Genomic DNA, 19,382 nt, shown 5'->3' with positions numbered 1-19,382 from the left:
AATAATATGCGCGGTTACGTACGGAAACGTGGGAAATCATACTCGTTCACTATTGATATCGGGCGGGATCCCTCTACCGGCCAGCGAAAGCAAAAGACCAAAGGCGGATTTAAGAACAGCAAAGACTGCGAAAAAGCCATGAATGACATGATTCACTTGTTGCAGCATGATGAATTTGTAGACACCAAAAAGATGATGTTAAAGGATTTTGTGGAAGATTGGATTGAAATGGAGGAAATGAACTACCGCCCTTCTACTTTCTCCGTGTACAAAAGCATTATTAATAATAGGTTGATCCCGGCTTTTGGACATGCTTATGTCGATGAGTTAAAGCCCATCGACATACAGAAGTATTACAATCGTATGCTGAAAGAAGGGCTCACTCCTAAGTACATTTTATCCATCCACAATGTGTTACGAGCTTTGATCAGTAAATCCGTCACGTGGGAGGTCGCATCCAAAAATGTCATGGACAAAGTGACGCCACCGAAAGGAAAGCGAAAGGAAATGCAGACTTGGACGCTCGAACAATCCAAACAGTTTCTTGACCACGCCAAAGAAAACACCATTATCTACCCTGTTTTCGTCCTCGCGATATGGACAGGCATGCGTAAAGGTGAGATATATGGCTTGAAGTGGAAAGACATTGATTTTGAAAACAATCGCATACAGGTCAATCGAACAATGGCGTGGGCACGTGGTCAAGGTCATATACTGCAAGATGCTAAAACAGACGGATCCCGGCGAACCATCAAGGCATCTGACCACGTAATGAGCGTTTTGAACAGTCAATTATTGAAGCAGAAACAGATTATGATGAAGTTAGGAGAACGACACCAAGACGATAACCTTGTATTCCTTAGCTATAACGGTAAACCTATGTCCATGAGGCACGCCGGGGAGCGTCTCGTCCAGCTATCCAAAGAATTGGGACTCCCCCGTATCCGGATGCACGATTTACGCCACACTCATGCCACAATCAGCCTGGAATTAAAGCAGCATCCAAAAGTTGTATCGGAAAGACTTGGCCATAAAAGCATAGATATCACGCTCGATTTATACAGCCATGTCACGGAAAATTTACAAGAAGAATCCGCCAATGAATTCGAACGAGCGATGAATCAAAAATGACCACAACACCCTTTGGTGGTCAAATCGTGGTCATTCCCTTTTCTCTTTTCGTTCTCTTTACTTCAATAAACCATTTCATCCCTATTTATCAGGATGTCACAGATTTGTTATCAGAGCACATTGCACAATAGCCATATACTTCAAACTTATGACCAGTCACTTCGAATTCTTCGTCATTTCTGCCACTAATCCATTCCATCGGACAGGCATGAACCTGTTTGGTCTTTCCGCAGTCAAGACAAATCAGATGATGGTGATGATGATCTGTGGAGCAGTGAAACCGAAAACGTCTCTCTCCATCAAGCTCTGTCACTTCCAGAATCTCCATCTCTTCAAAAAGGGACAGGTTACGATACACTGTGTCAAAACTTACATTGGGATAGTCAGCCTGTAGAGCGGCAAGAATTTCTTTGGCGGACAGATAACGTTTTTCTTCAGCAAAAACAGAAAGCATCTGCTCGCGTTTGCCGGTGAATTTATATCCTTCTTCCTTTAAAAGGGAAAGTGCCTGATCTACATTCATAATGGATTCCTCCTGCTGAAAATACGTGACAGCGGCTTCCATAGAAGAACAGCTCCAAGAATCAGAGCTGCAGATACGACGATGGATCCGCCGGTCGCAAGACTTAAATGATACGAACCAATGACGCCTGATATAACGGCCGTCTCACCGATAATAATACTCCACAGAACAAGGGCCCGGAAGCTCTTAGCCAGTTGCAGCGCCGCAGCGGCCGGAAGTGAAATAAGTGCTCCAACCAGCAGAATTCCAACAACTTTCATGGACATGGAGATAACCAATGCCGTCAAAAATGAGAACAGAAAATTGATGGTTTTCATATGGATTCCGGATACCGCGGCTCCTTCCTGGTCGAAAGAAACAAAAACCAGCTCTTTGAAGAAAACGACAAACAATACAACCGAGACGAGGAAGGTGATGAGTATAAAAAGAAGATCTCCTTCCCCGACCGATACAACGCTTCCGAATAAATAATCATACCACTCATTCTGCCCCGAAGGTGCCATACTCATAAAAACCGCACTCAATCCAATACCCGCAGATAAAATAATCGGGGCGGCCAGCTCCTGAAACGATGCATATTCCTGTCTTAATTTCTCGATAAAAAGCGAACCTGCAAGAGAAAAAGCAAATCCTGCATAAAGCGGATGTACAGGTAAAAATTCAAATGTTCCACCAATCAGCACTCCCGCGGAAATACCGGTCAGCGTCACGTGCGAAAGGGAATCGGCAATAATCGAAGAGCGCCGTACCACAAGCAGTGTGCCAAGAAGCGGTGCAATCATTCCGATACAAAGAGCCGCAATCATTCCCCGTTCCAAAAATGTAAGGTCCATCATGTTATCACATCTTCATTGTCATTATTGTATAAGAAAAGTCTCTGTAACTGCAACTTATTCCACCGCTGCTTCCTTTTGACGTCCCGGATGAAAAACAGCTCTGCCAGATGCCTTACGGTACATCATGGAAACAAAAAGAAGCACAAGGGCGGCCAATACGATCATTCCGCCGGATGAAACATCCAGATAAAATGCTGAAACCATGCCGCTCAAAACAGCTGCTTCACCGACAATAACGGAATATACAAACATCTGCCGGAAGCTTTCAGCCACCTGAAGCGCGGCTGCTACAGGAAGCGTCATCAAAGACGAGACGAGAAGAATTCCGACAAGCTGCATGGACGTGGCAATAACGAGCGCTGTCATAATGATGAACAGCAGATTCATGCTTTTCACCGGAATGCCGCTGACACGCGCCTGATTTTCATCAAATGCGATAAAAAGAAATTGTTTATAGAACAGAATCAGCACAATCGTTACAAAAATGGTGATCCCTGTAACCGCTCCAAGATCTCCTTTGCTGACAGCAATGATGCTTCCAAATAAATACGAGAATAAATCCTGATTGAACCCGTCAGCCAAAGAAATGAAAATAACGCCGAGTCCGATAGCACTTGATAAAATAATCGGAACAGCCAGTTCCTGGTAAGCGGTGTATGCCGTGCGGAGTTTTTCCACCAGAATAGAACCAAAAGCTGCAAAAACCATACCCATATATACCGGGCTGATCCCTGTTAGAATGGAAAGCGTCTGAGACAAAAACAGATGAAAAGCAATACCGGTCAAGGTGATATGCGACAAGGCATCTGTAAGCAGGGCAAGCCGGCGCACCACGATTAAAACCCCTAAAACCGGTGCCGTGAATCCAATCAATATTCCAGCAATCAGCGCATACCGAAGAAAATCATATTGTATAAAGACCTCCATTTTTAACCGTGCCCCCCGTGCTGATGGGACAGTACCTCAATATTGTCTCCATACATTGACTGTAGGTCACTATCTTCAAAATCTTCTGCTGAACCGTGAAAATGAAGAGTCTGCTGCAGGCAGGCCACATGACTTACGTACTTTGTCATGACCCCTACATCATGAGTTACCAGTAACAGCGTAAGGTCCTGTTCCCGGTTTAAACGTGACAACAGCTGATAAAAATGCTGCACGGCAGCAGCATCTACACCAACTGTCGGCTCGTCCAGAATTAAAACGTCCGGATCACTGACTAATGCACGGGCGATGAACACTCTTTGCTGCTGCCCCCCCGATAATTCTCCAATATTACGGTGTTTGTACTCCAGCATCCCAACCTGCTCCAACGTTTCATCAATTTTCTTTTTATGGTGCCGTTTTAAAAAATGGAAAAGACCAACTTTAGAAAACAACCCCATGGAGACGACTTCATAAACCGTTGCGGGAAATCCCAGGTTAACGGAGGCTGCTTTCTGCGGTACATAACCAATCCTCTCCCAGTGCCTGAATTTTGTCAGCGGCTGCTCAAACAACGATATGGTCCCTGCATCAGGCTCAACCAGTCCGAGCATAATGTTAATCAGGGTCGATTTTCCTGAACCATTCGGCCCTACAAGTCCTAAAAATTCTCCCTTATCCACAGATAAATCAATACCGTTTAAAATCGTTTGATATCCTCTTTGAAATGTTATATTGTTCATATTTATCATATTATTGATACGATTATCGTCCATGAGCGGGAATCCTCCCTTATTATAACAATCGTAATTATTACGATTTACATAAAGGTAAGTATACATTATCGTGCTTTCATTGTAAACTATATCACATTTATCGTGCTTGTTCTTTTTCTTTGCACCGTTTATCATAAAATTACAATGATCTAAATAATAGGGAGCGATTTCGGACATATGATGACAACGAAAGAAAAAGTAGCGGTGATTGATATTGGCTCCAACTCCATCCGCCTTGTGATTAATGAACTGGATGAAAAAAAAGGAACAAGAGAACTGCAGAACCTGAAACTGGTAGCAAGATTGAATAACCATATCGACAGCTTTAACAATCTTACCGAAGAAGGTATGAATATTCTGAAAGAATCTCTTCGTCAATTCGAAGAAGTCATCACCCACCATGGTGTAGATCGTGTCAAAGCGGTGGCGACGGCAGCGGTGCGGAATGCTTCCAATCAACAGGACATTCTGGATTACATACACGCCGGCACCTCGATGAACATCCGCGTTCTGACAGAAGATGAAGAAGCGTATTACGGGTACCTTGCCGTTGTTAATTCCACTGCTGTAGAAGATGGAATCTCCATAGACATCGGTGGCGGAAGCAGCGAAATCACTTTTTTTAAAAATAAAACCCTGATCCACACACACAGCTTCCCATTTGGTGCCCTGACGTTAAAACAAAACTTTTTCCCCGGCCGGGATCCACAGAAAGAAGACTTAAAACAGCTTTCCGAGTTTCTCTTCGAGCAGTTTAAATCCCTGCCCTGGCTTCAGGATGCGTCCGGCCTTCCTGTCATCGGAATAGGCGGAAGTGCCAGAAACATGGCGCTTGTTCATCAAGCGCAATGTGACTACCCTCTCTCCGGGCTGCACCAGTATGAAATGACAGCTGTTGATATCAAGGATGTTTTGCAGAACTTCGAAAAATCCGGGTTTAAGCAGCGGGAAAATATGGAAGGTCTTTCTAAAGACCGGGCAGACGTCATTATTCCAGCCGTGCGGGTCATTCATGAATTGATTTCCTATCTCCAGTCTGAATATTTCATGATGAGCAGCAAGGGGCTGCGTGAAGGATTGTTCTTTGAAGAACTGCTGCGCGAACATGCATTGCACGCACTTCCGGAAGTGGCGGAAGAAAGCTTTTTTCAACTGAGCCGGGAGTTTGAGATGAACGAAGAGTACGTCCAGGAAGTGGGAAGTCTCGCCCGTACGTTGTATGCTCAACTTGAAGAAAGCATCCCTGAACAACTGAAATGCCCAGATAATGTTCCCCTTCTGAAAAAAAGTGCGCGGGTGCTGTATATCGGGGATTTCATCAGTAACGAGACGAGCAGCCAGCATACATTTTACGTGTTGACGAACCGCTCTATTGACGGTATCCCCCATTCTGAAAGGCTCGCTATGGCATTCATTGCTTCTTTTAAATCAAAATCGTGGATGAAACGCCTGTCCCCCCCTTTTCAGAACTATGTCTCCAAAAAAGAATTTAAGCGTTATGAACTTCTCGGAAGTATTCTGAAATTGTCGTATGCCCTGGACCGGACAAAACGCCAGGTCGTCCAGGAAGTTTCAGCAGTACAAAATGATAGTAAATCGATCGATCTATACATAGGATGCAGGGAAGGGACTTACAGCTACTTTGAAGAAATGAAAAGCCAGAAGTACAAAAAGCACGTGGAGAAAATTTTAAAACGAAAAATTACACTTCATTTCTATCCTATAAGTGAGCTTAATAAATCCTTTACATTTTAATGTTAAAATAAACTTGAACGATGTATGGTAAGGATAGGTGAACAAATGATGACTTCTGATACACAGCTGGAACCGGATTTGAATAACCCTGCTTACTATAATAACCGGGAACTGAGCTGGCTTGCTTTTAATGAAAGAGTGCTGGAAGAAGCACTGGATGAGACAAATCCCCTGCTTGAACGTTTGAAGTTCTCCGCTATTTTCAGTTCCAACCTGGATGAATTTTTTATGGTCCGGGTTGCCGGTCTGAAAGATCAAGTGGCAGCCGGCTACAATAAACCGGAAAACAAGGCGGGTCTGACGCCGAAACAGCAGCTGAAAAAAATCACCGAAAAAACAAGGGAACTAACCCATCTTCAGGACAATTTTTTTACAGAAACGTTGACATCTCTTCTTCATCAGGAGCACATTGAATTTCTGACAATGGAAGAATTAAGCGCGGAACAGATGGGGTATCTCCGCAATTATTTCCGGGAGTATATTTTTCCTGTACTCACTCCTCTCGCAGTGGATGCGTACCGCCCGTTTCCTATCCTGCTGAGCAAGTCCATAAACTTGGCTGTGCTGTTAAAGGAAACCAATCAGGTACATAATGAACAGATCGCCATCGTTCAGGTTCCTGCCGTGTTGAGCCGTTATATTGAAATGCCCGGCACTTCCCCCAACCGGAAACAGTTAATTATGCTTGAACATGTGATCAGCGAATTTATCGGGGAACTGTTTGTAGGTTATAAAGTAATTTCTGTTTCTCCGTTCCGCATTACCAGAAACGCTGATCTCACCATTCATGAGGAAGGAGCCCGGGATCTGCTCGTCGAAATTGAAAAAGAACTGAAAAAAAGAAAATGGGGAGCTGCCGTCCGCTTTGAATACCAAATCGGTTTAATGGACGAAAGAATTCTCCACTATCTGACAGAGGAACTTGAAATTCACCCAAACGACGTGTACAGGCTGAGAGGTCCGCTCGATCAAACGTTCCTTTTTCAGTTGTACAGTCAAATGGCTGAAGAATCGGAACACCTCGTTTACGAAACATTAATTCCACAGCCTCCCGAAGATTTGATAGATGAGACAGAGGACGTCTTGAATGTTGCGAGAAACAAGGATATTCTTCTGCATCACCCGTATGAGTCGTTTCAGGGCGTTATTGACTTTATCACCGCTGCAGCAAAAGATCCGGCTGTTCTCGCCATTAAGCAGACGCTTTACCGGGTGAGCGGGGATTCCCCGGTTGTCCATGCCCTCACCGAAGCTGCAGAAAACGGCAAGCAGGTAACAGTGCTGGTGGAACTAAAAGCCCGGTTCGATGAAGAAAATAACATCCAATGGGCCAAAAAGCTGGAAAAATCAGGCGTGCATGTTATCTACGGGATAACCGGGCTGAAAACCCACAGCAAGATTACACTTGTTGTCAGACAGTCCCACGGCATTGAACGCTTCGTCCATTTAGGAACCGGAAATTACAACGATTCCACCGCCAAGTTGTATACTGATATGGGATGGATTACATCAAGAGAAGATGTCGGGGAAGATGCGACAAACTTCTTCAACTACCTGAGTGGTTATCGTACGAAGCCGGAATGGAACCATATTTCCACTTCCCCGATGGAGATCCGTGACGAGCTTTTGCGGCATATGGATGAAGAAATTGCTTTTCACGAAAAAAACGGCGAAGGACGCATCATTGCCAAAATGAATTCTCTTACCGATAAGCCGCTCATTCTTAAGCTGTATGAAGCTTCCCGCGCCGGTGTGAAAATCGATCTGATTGTTCGCGGAATCTGCTGCCTGCGGCCGGGTATCAAAGGCATCAGCGACAACATTAATGTCCGCAGTATTGTCGGAAGATTTCTCGAACACAGCCGCATCTTTTATTTTCATCATAACGGGACAGAGTCCTATTACCTCTCTTCGGCAGACTGGATGACAAGAAACATGGAAAAACGTATTGAAATCATGTTTCCGATACTGGATGACAGACTGAAAGCGCGGCTGAAAACTGTACTTGAGATTACCTTAAATGACAATGAAAAAGCCCGGATTCAAGATAGTAACGGCAAGTACCGTTACGTGGCCCGGGAAGAAAATGAGGAGGCTGTCAACAGCCAGCTCAGGCTGTTTGAACACGCCGCCCGTTTTATTGATCATCAAGACGAATAGATACAGATTATAATCAAAAAGGACCAGCAGTTTCAATGACTGCTGGTCCTTTTTGCATTACGGCTGCCCCTTTTCTGTGAGGTCTCCAAGCTGGTCTGCTTTATTTTGAATTTCTTCTGCGTACCAACTCCGGGCATGGCCGTGTTTTTCTTCATACTCCTCAAGACCGCCGACTCCGCGGTGGTAGGCCGTGAGTGCCTGGTTCCAGTTTCTGTATTCTCCGTGCAGATAATGAAGATATTCAACGGAAAGCTGAATGGAATAAAATGGGTCAAATAACATCGAATGCGAATACGGCAGATCAGCCATGTCCGCGATCCACGGCCCGGTATTTTTCATAAACTGCGCCAGACCATAGGCATGTCCGTATTTTGTAGGTGGGCCTGTCAGTTTTGGATCGAACGTGCCGCCGGTTTCCACTTTCAGCAGTTCAAACACAAGAGACGGCGGGATGTCTTTCTTTTCTGCTTGATATACCATATAAGTTCCCCAATCGATTTGGAAAGATCCACCACTCTCTTCTTTCAGTATTTCCGCCGCCTGTCTCGCATCATTCCACTCGTGGTATCCTGCATCCCAGGACAGCTCTTCGGATTTAGTCAGAAATGACGCTTTATCGTTCAACATTTGTGCCTTCTCCAGTTCCGCACTCTTCCCCTTCAGTTCTTTCAAATGGGATTGATCAAATCCAGTCATCAGAAAAAGAAGGAGAAGCAGAAAGGTTGTCCATGTTAAAGATACGTGTTTCAGTGATGCCACCTCCGTTTCATTTTACAAGTGCTTTGAAGCCGACCCTGCCCGTATTACCCCCACATTTTATGTCCTAAACATGGAGGTCCTGCGGAAGCCGGAATTTTTGATTGTGCTATCTTTTTACGACTTCGTCAACAAAACCGGCTCCTGCCTGTTTGAAACGTTTTAACGGTGTCCCCTCCCTGCTGTCTGTTTTTATCAAATACAAAAGAAGAGCTGTCCCGGACACTGAAGGGACAGCTCTTCTTTTATTCCCTGTGATAAAGAGGGAAAGACAGATTTATGTTCGTTCCTTTTCCAGGCCCGCTCTCCACCTCGAACGTGCCGTTATGTTCCTCCATAATCTTTTTACATAACGGAATACCCACTCCGGTTCCCTTTTCTTTGGTTGTGAAGAATGGTTTTCCGATATTTTCAAGAACATGATCCGGAATACCGGAGCCATTGTCTTTCAGCTGAATAATCAAATGGCCGTTTTCTTCGAAGCTGTTTAAAGAGAATTCATTATTTTTCTGCCCTTCCGGAAACGCGTCCATTGAATTTCGAAGAGCATTCAGAATAATCTGTTTAAAAGAGGACTCGTTCACCTCTATAACCCCTTCAACCGGCTCGACCTCGTAATGAAACAGCACTCCCTGCATCAAGCATTCCGAGCGCATCATGTCAATGACACTATCGAGAAGGTCAGATGGAAGTTTCCATTCTTTTTGAACCTTTTTGCGGGCGACTGAAAGAAAATTGTCTATAATTTCATTCATCCGCTCCACTTCAGATAATATCGTGTCCGAATACTTATAAAAACTTTCCGTCAGAGATGATAACTGGAGGAATCCTTTTATGACGGATAAGGGATTGCGGAGTTCATGTGCCACTCCGGCTGACAAGTAGGAAACCGATTCCATTTGATCTTGATACGTAAGCAGGCGGTGGTACTTTTTCTCATATGTCAGGTCATATATCATAAGAAGCACAGTGTCTGTTTCCGCTAAATAGATTCCTTTTAAATAAAGCCAGTTTTCCGCCTGGTCATTTTTCACTTCCAGTTCGAGAGGCTTCTGTTTCTCGAGGACTTCTTCGACGAGCTTAGGCACGACCTCCAGTTTTGCCAATGGATGCAATGGACTTTCATGCCCCGCCTTTCGCTCAGAAACAGTTCCCACTTCCGGTTCAGGATGAATGTAGTGATTAAAAGCTTCATTGTACATTTCAATATACATATCCGCATTAATAATGGCCCCTGCATGCTCAAACTGCTGCAGTAACTCTGACGTTTCAATGGAAAATCTGGTTCTGGATATATTTCGTCCGCTGAGCAGGATATAACCTTCCGACCATTCCCCATTGTATTGAATATACTGCTTGTCCTGCCGGAAAGAGTGACACACCGGGACTTCCTCGCACCATCCCCGGTATTTGACTTCTTCAAGAAATTGTTTTGCCTGCTGCCGGCGTTTCGTTGGTACATAACGGAAAAAAGAATCGTACTCTGAAAAATACGCGGCTGCTGTTTCATTAACGGACAGAATCATTCCACTCTCTGACAATAGAAGTTCCATTACATCCGACCTGAGTGCCTGAAATTTTTCCTGAAAATCACTTGTAGCAACGGTCTGCAGTGATTGATTCATGGTACCCCTCCTTGATTAAACCAGTTCCATACCATCTATGCTTCCCCTGGTGCCCCTCCATGTTTGATCCTATTTTCAATTATACTAAAATTTTCAATAATTGCTACATTTTTTGGTCATTTTTTTCTTGTTCCTATATCGGAAAAACTTCTGCTTTCATGGATGGTTCACTTATACGGTGACATTCACGAGAATTCTGCATAGATATAGAAGCAGTTCTTTATCAGATTTTATGCAGGAAGGATGTAAAACATGAATGCTTTCAAAGAGCAGTGGATCAAGTATAAAATAGCTGAGATGCGCCCGGAAGACATTCTTCAATATGCCCGTGTGTACGGTGTCCCCATGACGCCAAAAGAGGCGGCCGTCATACTTCATACAGTCCAGACCCATCCATGGAGTATCGATGATGCATCAACCCACCAGCCTGTTTTCAACGCCATTCAGAAGAATGTTTCACCTGAAACCTTTCAGGCCGTGAAACAGCTTTATCATCAGTATATGACGTAAAACACAGTCGTATTTTTCGTACAATCAGTAAAAGTCCTATCTACAAACAGCACAACATCAGCTGCCCTGTGCCGCTCTGCTTTAGAGGGCAGGCAGATGTAATTTTTGATAAAAAAAGCTCCCAATAGGAAGGGTATTCCTTATCGGGAGGGGGACGCCCCGGCTCTTTGTGCTTACTGTGAAAGAAGTTCATCTTTCATCGTTTCGTCAAACGATTTCGCAGTGAGCATTTCAATCTCGTGCTTATAAGGCGGCTTTTTATTTTTCTTGTCCGTGCCGACATATGGTGTTTCCAGTATTTTTGGGATGCTGTCGAACTCGGAATGATGCACGATATCTTTCAGTGCTTCAAAACCGATATAGCCAAAACCTATGTTTTCGTGACGGTCTTTAGCTGCCCCTTTTTCATTTTTACTGTCGTTCACATGCAGCACTTTAAGGCGGTCCATACCGATATGTTTATCAAACGATGTCAATACACCGTCGAAATCATGAACAATGTCATAACCGGCATCATGGGTGTGACAAGTGTCAAAGCAGACGGATAACTTTTCATTATGGGTTACTCCGTCTATAATCGCCGCCAGTTCTTCAAATGTACGACCGCATTCAGAACCTTTACCAGCCATTGTCTCCAGCGCAATCTGAACATTCTGGGAAGGGTCAATTACTTCATTCAATCCCTCAATGATTTTTGCGATTCCTTTATCCGCCCCTTCTCCGACATGGGATCCAGGATGAAGCACAATCTGCGCTGCCCCAAGCGCTTCTGTCCGTTCTATCTCCGATCGTAAAAAGTCCACACCCAGCTGAAAGGTCTCCGGCTTAGTGGTATTGGCTATATTTATAATGTAGGGAGCATGTACGACAACCTCTTTAATGCCGTGTTCAGCCATGTGCTCCCTGCCTTTTTCAATGTTTAAATCCTCAATTGCTTTTCTACGAGTATTCTGCGGGGCCCCGGTATAAATCATCATGGCCGAAGCATTGTAGGAATATGCTTCTTCACTTGACCCGAGAAGCATCTTCTTTCCATTCATGGACACGTGGGATCCTAGTAACACCGTGATTGTCCTCCTTATTTTCTGCGTTTTTTATTTTGTCTGCCTGCGGGCTGCTGTGCTGCTTTCTTTTTGTACCCTGGTTTCACTTTTTTCGGTTTCTTCACCGCAGCATCTGTGTCTGACGACTTGTTTTTCTTTTTCGCAGCCTTTTTCAACGGATTGTCGAGCAGGGTGAATTCTCCTTTTTTAAAATCAATAAAGGTACACGAAATACCCTGATCCTGTAATTTCGACACGCGGGGATATTCGGACTGTTCATCTACGAGCGTGTACACTTCTCCGTCCGCCCCGGCTCGTCCGGTCCGGCCTGCCCGGTGCACGTAGTAACCGAGTTCTTTGGGAAGGGAATGATTAATAATGTGGGAAACTCCTTCAATATCCATCCCTCTTGCCGCCAGGTCTGTTGCTACCAGATACTGCACGTCGAGCTTATCGACATTGCGCATCACCTGTTTACGTCGGCGCGGGCTGATATCTCCGTGCAGCGTGTCTGCATGAATGCCCTTCATGCTCATTGCTTCGGCCATTTCATCCGCTTCTTCTTTCGTGGAAGTGAATATAATCGCAAAATAAGGCTGCAGCCTGAGAGCCAGCTCAATCGTGAGCTCCGTCCGGTTTCGATGCCTGACGGGGATGAAATAATGGTCGATGACAGCCGGCGACGCTTCTTCCGGATGTACATGGACATGCCGGGGCGAGCTCATATATTTTTTCAGAAATGGCTGCAGTGCCTCCGGAATGGTGGCGGAAAACACCAACATCTGAAGGGTTTCCGGCATTTTAGAAGCTACCGGATCAATTTCTTCAATAAATCCCATGTCGAGCATCTGGTCGGCTTCATCCACGACAAGCATTTCCGTTTTACTGACATCCACCACGCCGCTGTCTGTCATATCTTTCAGCCGTCCAGGCGTCGCAGTCACGATATGAGGCGGATGCTGAAACTGTTCTACTGTTTTCTGGCGGTCCGTCCCTCCAATAAGCGTTTTGGCGGAAATATCGCTGCCTTCTCCAACCTCCAGCAGTTTCTTGAGTTCCTGATGAAGCTGAGAGGCCAGTTCCCTTGTCGGAGCAAGAATGACGGCCTGCACATGATGTTTCTTTGGATCGATACGGGCTGCAACCGGCAGCAGAAAGGCCAGCGTCTTTCCTGTTCCAGTCTGGGATTGTCCTATAACATCCCTTTTATTCAAAACAGCCGGGATCAGCCTTTCCTGAATATCGGCCGGCTGATGGATATGCTGTTTTTCGAGCGCCTCCAATAAAAACGGGGGCAGTTCAAACCTTTTAAATCCTTTCATGTCTTACCGCCTTCCATGATACAAAATGTTCTTCGTTTCTTCTTTTGCACAACTGTCTTTATGCCTTCATATTTTATCATAAACAGGGCAAAAACACAGCCGCAGCTTTTTGTACAATAATAGAAAGGATGAACAGTATGTCTGATTTTTTTCATGAGTATCCACATGCACCGTTAACGCACCACCCGCCTGCTCCTCCACCTCCACCGCATCGTTATCCATATGCCGGAGGAGCTCCGGATGCTCTTCCTCAGCAGTTCACCCAAAGAATGCCGGCACTGGAGACTCTTCTGCCACGGGTTCAGCAGGCGCTTCGCCTTGCACAGACAGCTGCGCCCTATATTAAACAGTATTATCCGCTCGTACGGCAGCTTCCTTTCTTTCTGAAAATGTTATCCGCAGCCCCTGCTTCAACCGGATCAAGAGCACCGTCAAAAACATCACAATTTCCGTACGAAACAAGTCAGCACCGGGACAGCGAGGAAGAAGAAAAAGAAATGACCCCTCCGCCGAAACTTTATGTGTAACAAATCCGGAACTGCCTCCTCTTTTACATTCAACTTGTGAGATAGTATAATAAGCTTAGCATACCAATGTAGTAATGTAGTTTTATGTGTGATGGTCTGCGTTTAAAATCACAGAAAATATGGATGAAATAGAATCAGTTTCAGAGGAGGCTGTTATGGAAGTAATTAAGATCGCCCCAAGAGGATACTGCTACGGTGTCGTGGATGCAATGGTAATTGCAAAACGGGCTGCCAACAGTTCTGACCTGCCAAGACCCATTTATATTCTGGGAATGATCGTTCATAATACACATGTTACCAACGCGTTTGACGAAGAAGGTATTATCTCTCTGGACGGGCCCAACCGTCTTGAAATCCTGAGAGAAGTGGAACAAGGGACCGTGATTTTTACAGCTCACGGCGTATCTCCGGAGGTCCGCGAACTCGCAGAAGAAAAAGGACTCACCACCATTGACGCAACCTGCCCGGATGTAACCCGGACCCATGAATTAATAAGCAGCAATAGAGAAGCGGGCTACCATGTCATCTACATTGGGAAAAAAGGACATCCCGAGCCGGAAGGAGCAGTAGGCATGGGACCTGACATCGTTCATCTGGTGGAGACGATGGAAGATATCGAGGAACTTGACATTCCAACCGAAAACATCACCATCACCAATCAGACAACCATGAGCCAGTGGGATGTTTCTGATATTATGAACGCAGCGTTGGAGCGTTATCCAACCGCTGAAATTCACAATGAAATCTGCATGGCCACCCAGGTGCGTCAGGAGGCTGTTTCAGAACAGGCCGGAGATGCTGATCTACTGCTTGTCATCGGGGATCCAAAGAGTAACAATTCAAACCGGCTCGCACAGGTTTCCGAAAGCAACGCCGGTACACCGGCCCATCGTATCACCGACATTACCGAATTGAATCTCGCATGGCTGCAAGGAATCGAAACCATCGCAGTAACCGCCGGTGCATCGACACCGACCCCGATTACAAAAGAGGTCATCGAGTTTCTGAAACAATACGATGAAAATGATCCATCTACCTGGAATACAGAAAATAAAGTAGAAACAGCAAAAATCCTTCCGAAAGTAAAAAGCAAAGCAGAATAACGGACTAAAAGAAGGGTCTGGGACAAAAGAACATCATGAGTTAGATAATACAAATGTTCTGTGTCTCTGGTCAAAAGCCGTATAGCAGCAAAGCATGTTGGCGCAGCGGCTGGTCTCAGCAACGAAAAATACCGAACGATTTAAAAAATCGTTCGGTATTTTTCTATCTTATAGAAGTTTTGTCCCGGACGCCTTTTTTCTGTCTGAGTTTACCGGAACGAAAAAGGGTCGGTAGAGACGGCAGATGCGTAAAATGTTAGAGCATAGGGTGATATGTCCAGCAAATGCTCCATTTTACGTTTCACTCCTTCTTTCATAACATATTCAATATGGTGTCCCGGATCGATTGTGTTCAATCCTTCCAGCGCCGCATCCTGAGCAGTATGAAAATAAAGATCCCCGGTAATATACACATCCGCCCCACTGTGAAGGGCGTGGGTCCAGAACTTATTGCCGTCTCCTCCAAGCACAGCCACTTTTCGTACTTCCTTTGGTTCCGTACCGGCTGTGCGGACATGCTTGATCCCAAAAGTCGATTTCACAAGATCGATAAACGTTTCGTACGAAAGAGGTTCAGGAAGATAACCGGTTCTGCCGAGCCCCATGATTTCCCCTTCCATATCAAGGGGGTACACATCATATGCCGGCTCTTCATACGGATGGGCATTCTCCAGTGCTTGAATGACTCCAGGCAGCAGTGTTTCCGGAACGACGGTTTCCATCCGTGTTTCTGCTGCAAACTCCATTTTTCCCTGAGTGCCGAGATATGGATCGGTATTATCTCCCGGAATGAAGGTGCCTGTTCCCTCTGCTGAAAATGTACAGTGACTGTAATCCCCAATGTGCCCCGCTCCTGCATTTCCAAGAGCGGAGCGAACAGCTTCAACATGCCCTTCCGGCACAAATGCGGTTACTTTTTTCAAAGGGATTTCTGTCGTAGGAACAAGCACTTCTGTGTCTCCCAGGCCAAGAGTTTCGGCGAGCATATCATTAACTCCGCCGTCTGCAATATCAAGGTTGGTATGGGCTGCGTACACGGCGATATCGTTCTTGATGCATTTTTCTATAATGGATCCTTTTCCACCGGCCGTTTCGAGTGATGCCAGCGGTTTAAAAATCAAAGGATGGTGGGCTATAATTAAATCTATGTCTTTTTCCACTGCCTCCTCTGCCACTTCCATGGAGACATCCAGTGTCGTGAGAACCCGGTGCACCGGCTTGTTCAACGTTCCAACCATTAAGCCGACGTTGTCTTTTTCCATCGCAAGGGAGCGCGGCGCCCACGTTTCAAAGGCGTTTATAATCATTTGTCCATCAGCTTGTTTCATCGAAAAGGACCTCCTCTGCCATTCGGATTTTTCTCCTGAGCTCCTGCTTTTTATCCTCCACCTGCTCCGGCTTTTCCGCCTTATTCAGCTGTCGCAGCACTCGTTCCCATTCTTCTTTTTCCCTCATCCATTTCTTTATAAAAGCATGATTCTGCTCCTTCATTAAAAAGGGGCCGAATAAAAGTTGCATTTCCTGTACGAAGGATATGCTGCTGTAGGGAATATCAGGTTCACCGGGAACCGCGGTCAGAATTTCGTAGATACGGCTGTTTTCTTCGATCATTTCCTCGGATTCAAGCTTCCACCCATTTGCGCGTAACCACCGGCGGATTTCCTCTGCCCCCATGTTCGGCTGAAGAATGAGATGTTCCACGCCGTTCAGCAGCGCACTGCCCTCTTCCAGTATGGTTGAGATTAACGTCCCTCCCATACCGGATATGACAATCGTATCCACGCTGTCCTCTTTGTGCAGGGCGTGAAGACCGTTTCCAGAGCGGACCTGTATCCGGTTCTCCAGCCCCTCTTCTATTATGTTGGTACGGGCAGCAGCAAGCGGCCCCTCATTCACATCGGCAGCTACAGCAGAAGCTGCCACATTGTGTCTGACAGCGAAAATAGGGATGGCACCGTGATCCGTTCCAATATCAGCAATTACAGAACCTTTCCGTATATGCCCGGCCACAGCCCGCAGTCTTTTCGTTACATTATCATGGTTCATGATTTCATGGATTCCTCTCTTTACATGGCAAAAGAAGGAGGAGCTGTCCTCCTCCTTCTTTATTCTTCAGACAGCGAAAGCAAATATTCAGCTACCGCCTGCGCGTCTTCCGCCGATGAAACTACACCAGCAGGCATGTCCCCGACGCCGTTTTGTGCAATGTCAGCTATTTCTTCAGCCGACATGTCATTTCCAACGTTTGAAATATTAGGGCCGCTGCCACCCTCCAGGTTTTCGCCGTGACAGCTGATACAGTTTTCGTTCACGACCTGCTCCCCGCGTGCAACCGGATCCTGCTGCGATCCCTCTTCTCCTTCATTTGCCTGCTGATTGACACCAACAAGGGACAGCCCCACTGTCAGAACAAGACCGGCAACCGCGATTAGAAAAAACGGAATGAGAGGCTTTCCTTTCATAACCTTTCCCCCTTTAGCCTATGTACATATATTGTACTCTTACAAGTATGCATTCCTTTTCATTTTACTTTATTATTCCTGCCAAGAAAAGTCTCTACGCGCACTTTTATAGTTTTTGTCACACTGTGTTCACTTATCCCCGGTGTTTACAAAATAAAAATAAATAGGCTGGTGAGAAGCACACCTGCTCCCCCCGCCCATAAAAGATAGGGAAGCTTCCGGTAATAACCGGCAGCAAACCAAATGGAGCAGTTTAAAAGAATCGTCACATAAAGAAGCACATTGCTTTCTTCAAAACGCATAACGCTTGTTGTACTGCCCGTAAAAAAAATGACAGCACCTGCTGAGATAAGAAGGTGGAACAGCATACCATCCTGTTTCCGGGCATACACAGCCATACCAAAGACAAAGACAGCAAGCACCAGATGCGAGAGCGTTTGCAATAGAAGGGAAAAAGAAGTAAAATGGATAACAATAAATGTTAAAACCACTGCCGCCACAGCCGCACAAAGCATAACAATAAACCGCTTTTGCGGGGGGCGGGAGGCGGAAACAGGCGGAGATTCACCGCTTATCTCTTCAGCCTCTTCCCCTTCTGAATAAAGCATCAGCAGAAAATTGCAGTAATCATCCGGCAGCAGTTGATTCGCCTTCCAGTATTTTATTTCTTTTATCAAAATATCTCTTCTGTATTCATCCATGCGAATTCCCCTCTGTCCGGACGCAGAAGTTACCACACGCCGTATTGTTCCTGAAACAGGAAAAGATTGCCCCTTGGCGGATGGAGAGGCAATCGTGCTGTTTCCATTTAATCGAGAAAGTCTTTAAGACGTTTGCTTCTGCTTGGATGACGCAGTTTGCGGAGTGCTTTGGCTTCGATCTGACGGATCCGCTCTCTTGTGACACCAAACACTTTCCCTACTTCTTCCAGTGTGCGGGTTCTTCCGTCATCCAGACCGAAGCGGAGCCGAAGTACGTTTTCTTCTCTATCTGTCAACGTATCGAGCACATCTTCGAGCTGTTCTTTGAGCAGTTCATACGCTGCCGCGTCTGATGGTGCTGTTGCTTCCTGATCCTCAATGAAGTCTCCGAGGTGGGAATCATCTTCTTCGCCAATCGGCGTTTCAAGGGATACAGGTTCCTGTGCGATTTTCAGAATCTCGCGTACCTTATCCGGAGTCAAATCCATTTCTTTGGAAACTTCTTCCGGTGTCGGCTCGCGTCCAAGATCCTGAAGGAGCTGGCGCTGGACTCTGATTAGTTTATTGATTGTTTCCACCATATGAACGGGGATACGGATTGTTCTGGCTTGATCGGCAATAGCCCTTGTAATAGCCTGGCGTATCCACCACGTCGCATACGTACTGAATTTAAACCCTTTGTCGTAATCGAACTTTTCAACGGCTTTGATAAGCCCCATATTCCCTTCCTGAATAAGGTCAAGAAAGAGCATGCCGCGTCCGACGTAGCGCTTGGCAATGGAAACAACAAGACGGAGGTTCGCTTCAGCAAGGCGGCGTTTCGCTTCGTCATCGCCTTCTTCAATCTGTTTGGCGTACGTAATTTCTTCCTGAGCGGAAAGAAGAGGGACCCGGCCGATTTCTTTTAGATACATACGGACAGGATCATTAATTTTAATACCCGGGGGTACGCTGAGATCATTTAAGTCGAGCTCTTCTTCTTCTTTTTCCACCTGTTCCATGCTGGGGACTTCCTCCCCTTCATTCAGCAGATCGATGCCCTGTTCTCCGAGGTATTCAAAAAACTCGTCCATCTGCTCTGAATCCTGGTCATAAGGTGCCAGTTTTTCTGTTATTTCAGCATACGAGAGAACTCCCCGTTTTTTACCGGTTTCGAGTAACTGTTCTTTCACTTGATCGATCGACATTTCACCTTCCGCGAGCGGGCGCGTTGGTTTTTCAGCCATCC

19 protein-coding genes are annotated in these 19,382 nt (G+C 45.7%); 6 read left to right on the top strand and 13 right to left on the bottom strand.

Features of this window, described 5'->3' with window-relative positions:
• Positions 1-6: 6 nt before the first annotated feature.
• Positions 7-1,131, top strand: a complete 1,125-nt coding sequence (locus ACFSUB_RS01740; protein ID WP_380711461.1) for a site-specific integrase — start codon at positions 7-9, stop codon at positions 1,129-1,131.
• Between the two features lie 88 nt (positions 1,132-1,219).
• Here the strand turns inward: ACFSUB_RS01740 and ACFSUB_RS01735 are convergent, their stop codons facing one another.
• From ACFSUB_RS01735 to ACFSUB_RS01720, 4 genes are read right to left on the bottom strand one after another with little or no spacing between them, the layout of a single operon-like run.
• Positions 1,220-1,654, bottom strand: a complete 435-nt coding sequence (locus ACFSUB_RS01735; RefSeq protein WP_380711460.1) for a Fur family transcriptional regulator — start codon at positions 1,652-1,654, stop codon at positions 1,220-1,222.
• On the bottom strand, positions 1,651-2,490 hold the full coding sequence (locus ACFSUB_RS01730) for a metal ABC transporter permease (RefSeq protein ID WP_380711459.1): 840 nt from the start codon (positions 2,488-2,490) through the stop codon (positions 1,651-1,653). Before ACFSUB_RS01730 ends, ACFSUB_RS01735 begins: the two co-directional genes overlap by 4 nt.
• A gap of 54 nt (positions 2,491-2,544) precedes the next feature.
• Complete coding sequence (locus tag ACFSUB_RS01725) at positions 2,545-3,417, bottom strand: metal ABC transporter permease (protein WP_380711458.1); 873 nt, start codon at positions 3,415-3,417, stop codon at positions 2,545-2,547.
• A gap of 2 nt (positions 3,418-3,419) precedes the next feature.
• Entirely contained in the window at positions 3,420-4,190 is a 771-nt protein-coding gene (locus ACFSUB_RS01720) for a metal ABC transporter ATP-binding protein (protein ID WP_380711457.1), read from the bottom strand.
• 177 nt (positions 4,191-4,367) lie between these two features.
• Here ACFSUB_RS01720 and ppx point away from each other — a divergent pair, with 177 nt between their 5' ends.
• Both ppx and ACFSUB_RS01710 read left to right on the top strand, forming a co-directional pair.
• The gene (ppx, locus tag ACFSUB_RS01715; RefSeq protein ID WP_380711456.1) at positions 4,368-5,945 is read left to right on the top strand and encodes an exopolyphosphatase; all 1,578 of its coding nucleotides are present in this window, start codon (positions 4,368-4,370) and stop codon (positions 5,943-5,945) included.
• 45 nt (positions 5,946-5,990) lie between these two features.
• The gene (locus ACFSUB_RS01710; RefSeq protein ID WP_380711455.1) at positions 5,991-8,105 is read left to right on the top strand and encodes an RNA degradosome polyphosphate kinase; all 2,115 of its coding nucleotides are present in this window, start codon (positions 5,991-5,993) and stop codon (positions 8,103-8,105) included.
• A 57-nt stretch (positions 8,106-8,162) separates the two neighbouring features.
• Here ACFSUB_RS01710 and ACFSUB_RS01705 read toward each other — a convergent pair whose 3' ends face one another.
• Together ACFSUB_RS01705 and ACFSUB_RS01700 are read right to left on the bottom strand one after the other, a co-directional pair.
• Complete coding sequence (locus ACFSUB_RS01705; protein ID WP_380711454.1) at positions 8,163-8,864, bottom strand: lytic transglycosylase domain-containing protein; 702 nt, start codon at positions 8,862-8,864, stop codon at positions 8,163-8,165.
• A 242-nt stretch (positions 8,865-9,106) separates the two neighbouring features.
• Positions 9,107-10,486 carry an ATP-binding protein gene (locus tag ACFSUB_RS01700; RefSeq protein ID WP_380711453.1) on the bottom strand — a complete coding sequence of 460 codons (1,380 nt, stop codon included), beginning with the start codon at positions 10,484-10,486 and terminating at the stop codon, positions 9,107-9,109.
• 252 nt (positions 10,487-10,738) lie between these two features.
• On the opposite strand from ACFSUB_RS01700, the gene ACFSUB_RS01695 reads away from it, so the two are divergent.
• Positions 10,739-10,996 carry a DUF2624 family protein gene (locus ACFSUB_RS01695; RefSeq protein ID WP_380711452.1) on the top strand — a complete coding sequence of 86 codons (258 nt, stop codon included), beginning with the start codon at positions 10,739-10,741 and terminating at the stop codon, positions 10,994-10,996.
• Positions 10,997-11,169: 173 nt separating this feature from the next.
• On the opposite strand, the gene ACFSUB_RS01690 is transcribed toward ACFSUB_RS01695, so the two are convergent.
• Together ACFSUB_RS01690 and ACFSUB_RS01685 are read right to left on the bottom strand one after the other, a co-directional pair.
• Entirely contained in the window at positions 11,170-12,060 is an 891-nt protein-coding gene (locus tag ACFSUB_RS01690; RefSeq protein WP_380711451.1) for a deoxyribonuclease IV, read from the bottom strand.
• A 14-nt stretch (positions 12,061-12,074) separates the two neighbouring features.
• On the bottom strand, positions 12,075-13,361 hold the full coding sequence (locus tag ACFSUB_RS01685) for a DEAD/DEAH box helicase (protein ID WP_380711450.1): 1,287 nt from the start codon (positions 13,359-13,361) through the stop codon (positions 12,075-12,077).
• 137 nt (positions 13,362-13,498) lie between these two features.
• On the opposite strand from ACFSUB_RS01685, the gene vrrA reads away from it, so the two are divergent.
• The gene (gene vrrA, locus ACFSUB_RS01680; RefSeq protein WP_380711449.1) at positions 13,499-13,888 is read left to right on the top strand and encodes a VrrA/YqfQ family protein; all 390 of its coding nucleotides are present in this window, start codon (positions 13,499-13,501) and stop codon (positions 13,886-13,888) included.
• A 155-nt stretch (positions 13,889-14,043) separates the two neighbouring features.
• Complete coding sequence (locus ACFSUB_RS01675) at positions 14,044-14,991, top strand: 4-hydroxy-3-methylbut-2-enyl diphosphate reductase (protein WP_380711448.1); 948 nt, start codon at positions 14,044-14,046, stop codon at positions 14,989-14,991.
• A 209-nt stretch (positions 14,992-15,200) separates the two neighbouring features.
• On the opposite strand, the gene ACFSUB_RS01670 is transcribed toward ACFSUB_RS01675, so the two are convergent.
• From ACFSUB_RS01670 to rpoD, 5 genes are all read right to left on the bottom strand, one after another.
• Complete coding sequence (locus tag ACFSUB_RS01670; RefSeq protein ID WP_380711447.1) at positions 15,201-16,319, bottom strand: Nif3-like dinuclear metal center hexameric protein; 1,119 nt, start codon at positions 16,317-16,319, stop codon at positions 15,201-15,203.
• Positions 16,306-17,037: a tRNA (adenine(22)-N(1))-methyltransferase gene (locus tag ACFSUB_RS01665; protein ID WP_380711446.1), complete on the bottom strand. Its 732-nt coding sequence runs from the start codon at positions 17,035-17,037 to the stop codon at positions 16,306-16,308. Before ACFSUB_RS01665 ends, ACFSUB_RS01670 begins: the two co-directional genes overlap by 14 nt.
• Before the next feature lie 59 nt (positions 17,038-17,096).
• Entirely contained in the window at positions 17,097-17,453 is a 357-nt protein-coding gene (gene cccA / locus ACFSUB_RS01660) for a cytochrome c550 (protein WP_380711445.1), read from the bottom strand.
• A 146-nt stretch (positions 17,454-17,599) separates the two neighbouring features.
• The gene (locus ACFSUB_RS01655) at positions 17,600-18,154 is read right to left on the bottom strand and encodes a hypothetical protein (RefSeq protein ID WP_380711444.1); all 555 of its coding nucleotides are present in this window, start codon (positions 18,152-18,154) and stop codon (positions 17,600-17,602) included.
• A 107-nt stretch (positions 18,155-18,261) separates the two neighbouring features.
• Positions 18,262-19,380, bottom strand: a complete 1,119-nt coding sequence (gene rpoD / locus ACFSUB_RS01650; RefSeq protein ID WP_026700327.1) for an RNA polymerase sigma factor RpoD — start codon at positions 19,378-19,380, stop codon at positions 18,262-18,264.
• Positions 19,381-19,382 lie beyond the last annotated feature (2 nt).

Origin of the sequence: Salibacterium lacus (genome assembly GCF_042684865.1) — a bacterium.
Classification (GTDB): Bacteria; Bacillota; Bacilli; order Bacillales; family Marinococcaceae; genus Salibacterium; species Salibacterium lacus.
Note: the sequence above shows the minus strand (reverse complement) of the source record. Positions and strands in the feature narration are given on the sequence as shown.